The sequence below is a fragment of the Pseudomonas sp. UBA6276 genome, from assembly GCF_002438365.1.
Taxonomy (GTDB): Bacteria; Pseudomonadota; Gammaproteobacteria; order Pseudomonadales; family Pseudomonadaceae; genus Aquipseudomonas; species Aquipseudomonas coleopterorum.
On the sequence record NZ_DJUS01000009.1, the window covers coordinates 1 to 6,589 of the forward strand.

Below are 6,589 nucleotides of genomic sequence, written 5' to 3' on the forward strand. Positions count from 1 at the left end.
ACATGCTGGCGGCCATCGTCAACGCGATGCTCGAACGTATCGAGCAGCTGATGATCGAGGTCAAGGGTGTCTGCGACAACATTGCCCATGACTTGCGCACGCCCCTGACCCGCCTGCGCGCGCAGCTCTACCGTATCCAGCAGGAGGCGCCGGCGGATTCGCGCCAGGCGTTGCAACTGGACGAGGTGATCGCCGAAACCGACACGCTGATGGCGCGATTCCGTGGCTTGTTGCGTATCTCCGAAATCGAGGACCACCGCCGACGTTCGGGCTTCATTTCCTTCGACCCGCAACCCCTGCTGCACGAGCTGCACGACTTCTATCTGCCCCTGGCCGAAGACGAGGGCATCAATCTACGTCTGGACGTGCCGGACACGCTGCCAATGCTGCATGGTGACCGCGCGCTGCTGTTCGAGGCCGTGGGCAACCTGCTCAGCAACGCCATCAAGTTCACCCCGGCCGACGGCCTGGTGGTGCTGCGCGCCACGGCAGAGAACGGCGCCACGCGGCTGGAGATCAGCGACAGCGGGCCGGGCATCGCGCCCGAGGAACGTGAGGCGATCTTTCAACGTTTCTATCGCTGCGAGGGCGATGGTCAGCACAGCGGTTTCGGGCTGGGGCTGTCGATCGTTGCGGCGGTGGTCAAACTGCACGGATTCACCCTCGAAGTGGGCAGCAGCGAACAAGGTGGCACGCGGATGACCCTGTGGTGCCGACAAAGCAAGGCATTGGTGTGACCATGAACCTGCTCTATATCAGCGATACGCCCGATCCGACCCTGCAACAGGGGTTGGCGGAACACCCTACGGCCCTGAGCACGGTCGGCACGGCCGCCGCAGCGCAGTCACTGGCGCAGGACCGGTACGGCTTCATCGTCCTGGCGCTGGAACGACCCGGCGATAGCCTGCTGCAACATTGCCTGGCGAACCGAGGCGATGCTGCGGTGATGGTGCTGCTGGCCGACGACGATCGGCTGGCGCGCATCGCTGCGCTGCGCGCCGGTGCCGATGCGTGCCTGGCGCAGCCGGTGGCCCCTGCCGAAGTACTGGCGCGCCTGCAGGCCTTGGCTCGGCCGCGCCCCCCTGCGCCGGCGCTACCGCCATCGCGTCTGTGGCTGTCGCCTTCACGGCTGATGGTTGGTCGGGGCAAACGTCAACAGAGCCTGACGGTCAGCGAGCATCGCTTGCTGGCCATGCTGGCGAGCACTCCCGGTGCGGTCAGCCGGGAATCCATCGAGCAGCAGTTATGGGGCACGGGCCTCGAGCCCAGGACCGCACTGATCGAACGCCACGTGTGCAACTTGCGCCGCAAGCTCGCCCAACTGGACTGCCCGCAGGCGTTGCAGACACTGCGCGGTTTCGGCTACAGCCTGGCCGAACCCCTGGTACTGCGCGCGGATTGAGCACGCCGATCAGGCTCAGCGTGCGCGGGCCATGCAGCGGGTGTAGCGTTCGTCGACGCGTTGGGCGAACCAGGCGGTGGTCAGGTTGCGGGTGATCTTCGGACTCTGCAGCTTGATGCCGGGCAGGATCGCGCGTGGTATCGGCTTGCCAGCGGCCTTGTCGGCCAGGGCGAAGGTACGCTGGTAAAGCGTGGTCTTCTCGAAATCCAGGGTTTCCTCCTCTTCCAGAGCACGGCGAATGTCGCGGTCGCTCATGTTCAAGCGGTTGCCCAGCCCCCGCACGGCCAGCTCGGTATTGCTCGCGGCGCTGGAGTCGTAGCGGATCAGGTCACCGTCGAGCGCCAGGCGGCTGGCGGACAGCTGGTTCACGGCGTTCTGGAACGCGGCGTTGCGGCTGGCGTACCAGCCGGCATTGAAGTCGGCGAAGCGATACAGCGGTCGTTCATAGCTGGCCGGGTAGCCGAGCAGATGCGCAATGCCGAAATACATGCCGCCGCGCCGGGTGAACACTTCGCGGCGAATCGAGCCGTCCACCGTGTAGGGGTAGCCCGCTCGGTGTTTTTCGGCGAAATCGATGCTGACCTGCATCGGCCCGCCGGTACGCACCGGGTTGAAGGTGCCGAACAGCTGTCGGCCCAGAGGCACCATGCCGGTGAAGTCATCGAAGATTTCGCTGAGCTGTTTCTCCGAGCGCGCGGCTTCCAGCCGCTGCGCATAGGTCTTGCCGTCGCCCGAGCGGATGCCCAGGGCGGTGTCGACGAGAAAACCGGGCACGTGCACGCGCCCTGCGCGGCGGTCGATTTCCTGGCGGGCGATCTTGCCCAGCCCCGGCACGCTGGGATCGACCTGAAAGGTGGACTCCTGCTCGGCTACCGCCAGTATTGCGCAGAGGTTGTCGTCGGTGCCGGCGATGTCCTGCACCTTCAGGGCGGTTTCGATATCGGCGGCCCAGCCCTCACGGTCGGCGACCTTGCCGGGCAACAGCTGCACGAGCTTGGCGCGCACCTGCTCGGACGAAGGTGCCGGGGGTTGGCCGGCGCGCTGGGTGGAACAGGCCGCGAGCAGCACAAGGAGGATGCTCAGTGCGCCATGGCGCACGGCGAGCCGACTTCTGGACATGTAAGGCCTTGGGAACGGATGAATTCGCGCCAGTATGGACGAGCACCCGGCCTGTCGACAGCCCCTGTGCAAATCACCTGCACCATGGCTATGCTGCGGGTCATGAACATGGCCCCTGTCGCACGCCAACCCTGCCCGCCCGGCGCTTGCATCTGCGAGCGCGAACGGCTGCACGCGCTACCCGACGCCGACTTGCGCATCCTGCGCCTGACTCGCGAGGAAGAGAAACGCCTGCTCGAACGCCTGGAGAACGTGGAAAGCCTGGACGAGCTGCGGCGCCTGCAACAACGCATCTTCGATCAGCTCGGGCTGCGCGTGGAAGTCATGCCAGGCGCGAGCACCGTGCGCAGCATGCGCGGCATCGCCATTCACATCGAGGCGTTGCCGGGACTGTGTCGCAAGACGCGGCAGTCGATTCCGGCGGCCATCCGTCGCGGCCTGGAAAAGAACCCTCAAGTGGCTTACAGGCTGCTGGACGCCCATGACCTTCTCGGAGGCTGAAGCCAGGCTGGCACGGAATCTGCTCTCTCCCCTCTCACTGATGACGAAGCGCCACGTTTTCGTCATTCATCCAGTTCAGACGGGGTTTGCATGGACACACGTTTTTCTTGCACCGGGTGCGGCAAATGCTGCAGCGATCACCACGTACCGCTGACCCTGGCCGAGGCGCGGCGCTGGGCGGAGGATGGCGGTCAGTTGATCGTGTTGCTCGAGGCTTTCCTGGAAAACGGCCCCGGTTTGCACAGCCTCAACCTCAGCCACGCGCAGCAGGAACATGCCCGCCGTCGCTCGCTGCCGGTGCTGTGCGGCAGCGCGCCCGCCTACGTCTCGATCACCTTCGCAGCCTACAACCTGGGCCCCTGCCGAAATCTGAATGCCGACAACCGCTGCGGTATCTATGCCGAGCGGCCGCTGGTGTGTCGCATCTATCCGATGGAGATCAATCCGCACATCCCGCTGCGTCCGGACATGAAGGACTGCCCCAGCGAAGCCTGGGCCACGGGCCCTGCGCTGATCGCCGGCGGGCAGTTGGTGGACGCGCCGCTGGCGGCGCTCATTGAACAATCGCGCCAGGCCGACCGTGACGACATCGCTGCCAAGGCACAGGTCTGCGCGCAGTTGGGCATTCATACCGCTGCGCTCAAGGGCGACGGCTTCACCACCTACCTGCCCCAGCCCGCCGCGTTCCTTGCCGCGCTGCGCGAAGTCGACGATATGCCGATGCTGGAAGACAACTCGACGCGCTGGGACCTGCACATTCCGGACGAGGACCTGGCCCGGCGCCTGGCCGAAACCGGTGCGATGATCGCCGCCATCCTGGCCGACGACGCCATGTTCATCTCGCTGCGTCGTGCGGCCTGAACGCCCGTTGTGGGTGGGTTCAGAGGTTACGCGACAGTACCCAGTAACCCAGGGCCATCAAGGCCCACCCGAGCGAGGGGTGAAAGATCAGGCGCCAGGCCCAGGCACGCGGGTCGAAGCCGACCCCGTGCACATAGCCGGCGGCAATGCCCCACATCATCAGGCTCAGCAGGCCATGGCTGTAATGTCCCTGGGCATCGAGCAAGGCCACCGGGTGCAACAGCAACACCAGGCTGATCGGTCCGGCGAGCAGCAATGACAGCCAGCGCCAGCCGGGCGTGCGCAGCGCGGGCGCCGCTTCAGCGTTCATCCGCAGGGTCCTCGTCCAGGGCGTTGGAGGCTTCCAGCCACAGGGCGTTGATGATGCCCAGGCTGCACGCCAGCAGCACTCCCAGAATCCAGGCGAAATACCACATAGTCAGGCTCCTTCAGTAAAGGCTGTGCGCGTTCTGCTCGATCTGAGCGGTGGTGACTCGGCCCCACATGCGGCGGTAGCACCACAGGGTGTAGCCAAGGATCAAGGGCACGAAGATGCCGGCGGCGACCAGCATGATCAGCAGGGTCTTGTGACTGGACACCGCGTCCCACACGGTCAGGCTCGACGCCGGATCCAGGCTGGAGGGCATGACGAACGGGAACAGCGCAAAGCCTGCGGTGCACAGTGTGCCGACGATCGCCAGGCTGCTGCCGGCGAAGGCCAGCGAGGCGCGCCGGCCTGCGGCGGCCAACAGCGCCAGCACGCCGCCAAGCATGCCCAGCACCGGCGCGATGGCCGTCAGCGGATGGCGCACGTAATTGCCCATCCAGCCTGGGTTGCCGCTGACGACCGTCTTGGCCAAGGGGTTGAGCGCCAGTTGCGGGTCCAGATTCGAACTGATCACCAGGCCTTGCACATGACCGGTCGCCAGCCAGGCACCGGCGGCGCCGAAGGCCAGCACGAACAGTACCGCCATGGCCATGGCAGCCTGCCGGGCGCGTCCGGCGATCGCGCCTTCGGTGCGCATCATCAGCCAGGTCCCGCCGTGCAGGCTCAGCAGGCTCAAGCTGACCACGCCGGCGAGCACGCCGAAGGGGCTGAGCAGTTGCCAGAACGAGCCGTGGTAGCTGGAGCGCAAGGTGTCGTCGAAACGAAACGGCAGGCCCAACAGCAGGTTGCCGAAGGCGACGCCGAACACCAAGGCCGGGACCACACCACCGATGAACAGGCCCCAATCCCAGCTCTGCCGCCAGCGCGTGTTGGCCAGCTTGCTGCGGTAATCGAAGCCCACCGGACGCACGAACAGGGCGAACAGCACCAGCAGCAAGGCCCAGTAAAGGCCGGAGAAAGCTGCGGCGTAGACCAGTGGCCAGGCTGCGAACAGGGCGCCACCGGCGGTGATCAGCCAGACCTGATTGCCATCCCAGTGCGGTGCGATGGTGTTGATCACCACACGGCGCTCGTTGTCATTGCGGCCGACGAAGGGCATCAGCACAGCGGCACCCAGGTCGAACCCGTCGGTCAGGGCAAAGCCGATCAGCAGCACGCCGACCAACACCCACCAGATCAACTTGAGATTCTCGTAATCGAACATCAGATGGCTCCCTGTAGCGGACCGTGAGGCAACGCCGCCTCGCGCTCGAAGTGATAGCGACCGGTATGCAGGCTGCTCGGGCCCTGCCGGGTGAACTTGATCATCAGGTACATCTCGATCACCAGCAGCACGGTGTAGAACGCGGCCAGGGCCAGCAGCGATCCCCAGACGTCACCCGTGGAAAGACTCGACGCCGACAGGTGGGTGGGCAGCACTTCACCGATCGACCAAGGCTGGCGGCCGTGTTCGGCCACGTACCAGCCGGTCTGGGTCGCGACCCACGGCAACGGCAGACTGAACAGCGCCCACTTGAGCAGCCTGGGTTTGCGTGTTTCGTTACGGCGGATCGAGGCCCAGAAGGCGCAGATGAACAGCCCCAGCAGCAGCACGCCGCTGAGCACCATGAGGCGGAAGGTCCAGAAGATCGACGCGACACCGGGAATCGAGTCCAGCGCGGCGGCCTCGATCTGCGCGTCGCTGGCGTCGATCACGGTGTCGGTGTACTTCTTCAGCAGCAGGCCATAACCCAGGTCTTTCTTGACCTGATTGAAGGCGCTCAGGGTCTGTTCGCTGAGGTCGCCGCCACGCAGTTGCCCCAGCAGTGCGTAGGCCTGCATGCCATTGCGGATGCGTGCCTGGTGCTCGATCACCAGGTCCTTGATGCCGGTGACCTGCTTGTCCACCGAGCGGGTGGCGATGATGCCCATGACGTAGGGGATCTTCACCGCGTAGTCGGTGCGTTGTTCAGCCTGGTTGGGCAGGCCGAACAAGGTGAAGGCGGCCGGTGCCGGTTCGGTTTCCCATTCGGCTTCGATGGCGGCCAATTTGGTTTTCTGCACGTCGCCGATCTCGTAGCCGGACTCATCGCCCAGCACGATCACCGAGAGGATCGACGCCATGCCGAACGCGGCGGCGATGGCGAACGAGCGCCGGGCAAAAGCGATGTCGCGGCCCTTGAGCAGGTACCAGCTGGAGATCGCCAGGATGAAAACCGCGCCGGTGACGTAGCCGGCGGCCACGGTGTGGACGAACTTGACCTGGGCCACCGGGTTGAACAGCAGGTCGGTGAAGCTGGTGAGCTCCATGCGCATGGTGACGAAGTTGAACTCGGCGCCCACCGGGTTCTGCATCCAGC

Annotated in this window: 9 protein-coding genes; 4 read left to right on the top strand and 5 right to left on the bottom strand. The window is 65.4% G+C overall.

Annotation, left to right across the window (positions count from 1 at the left end; genetic code table 11):
- Both B2V21_RS01980 and B2V21_RS01985 read left to right on the top strand, forming a co-directional pair.
- On the top strand, window positions 1-737 hold a 737-nt coding region (locus B2V21_RS01980), incomplete at its 5' end, for a sensor histidine kinase (protein ID WP_286915890.1).
- Between the two features lie 2 nt (window positions 738-739).
- On the top strand, window positions 740-1,402 hold the full coding sequence (locus B2V21_RS01985; RefSeq protein ID WP_286915891.1) for a response regulator transcription factor: 663 nt from the start codon (window positions 740-742) through the stop codon (window positions 1,400-1,402).
- Between the two features lie 15 nt (window positions 1,403-1,417).
- Here the strand turns inward: B2V21_RS01985 and B2V21_RS01990 are convergent, their stop codons facing one another.
- The gene (locus B2V21_RS01990) at window positions 1,418-2,521 is read right to left on the bottom strand and encodes a DUF1615 domain-containing protein (protein WP_286915892.1); all 1,104 of its coding nucleotides are present in this window, start codon (window positions 2,519-2,521) and stop codon (window positions 1,418-1,420) included.
- A gap of 102 nt (window positions 2,522-2,623) precedes the next feature.
- On the opposite strand from B2V21_RS01990, the gene B2V21_RS01995 reads away from it, so the two are divergent.
- A complete protein-coding gene (locus B2V21_RS01995; protein ID WP_286915893.1) occupies window positions 2,624-3,022 on the top strand; it encodes a hypothetical protein in 399 nt (132 codons plus the stop codon).
- A gap of 90 nt (window positions 3,023-3,112) precedes the next feature.
- Complete coding sequence (locus B2V21_RS02000; protein ID WP_049858736.1) at window positions 3,113-3,883, top strand: YkgJ family cysteine cluster protein; 771 nt, start codon at window positions 3,113-3,115, stop codon at window positions 3,881-3,883.
- Window positions 3,884-3,902: 19 nt separating this feature from the next.
- On the opposite strand, the gene B2V21_RS02005 is transcribed toward B2V21_RS02000, so the two are convergent.
- The 4 genes from B2V21_RS02005 to B2V21_RS02020 form a co-directional block, all read right to left on the bottom strand.
- Window positions 3,903-4,193 (bottom strand): cyd operon YbgE family protein, encoded by a 291-nt coding sequence (locus tag B2V21_RS02005; RefSeq protein ID WP_049858737.1) that lies wholly within the window; start codon window positions 4,191-4,193, stop codon window positions 3,903-3,905.
- Window positions 4,183-4,299 (bottom strand): cytochrome bd-I oxidase subunit CydX, encoded by a 117-nt coding sequence (gene cydX / locus B2V21_RS02010; protein WP_056843503.1) that lies wholly within the window; start codon window positions 4,297-4,299, stop codon window positions 4,183-4,185. The genes B2V21_RS02005 and cydX overlap by 11 nt, the downstream gene beginning before the upstream one ends.
- A 12-nt stretch (window positions 4,300-4,311) precedes the next feature.
- On the bottom strand, window positions 4,312-5,454 hold the full coding sequence (gene cydB, locus B2V21_RS02015) for a cytochrome d ubiquinol oxidase subunit II (protein WP_286915894.1): 1,143 nt from the start codon (window positions 5,452-5,454) through the stop codon (window positions 4,312-4,314).
- Window positions 5,454-6,589: cytochrome ubiquinol oxidase subunit I (locus tag B2V21_RS02020; RefSeq protein ID WP_286915895.1), on the bottom strand; the 1,136-nt coding region annotated here is incomplete at its 5' end. The genes cydB and B2V21_RS02020, both read right to left, overlap by 1 nt.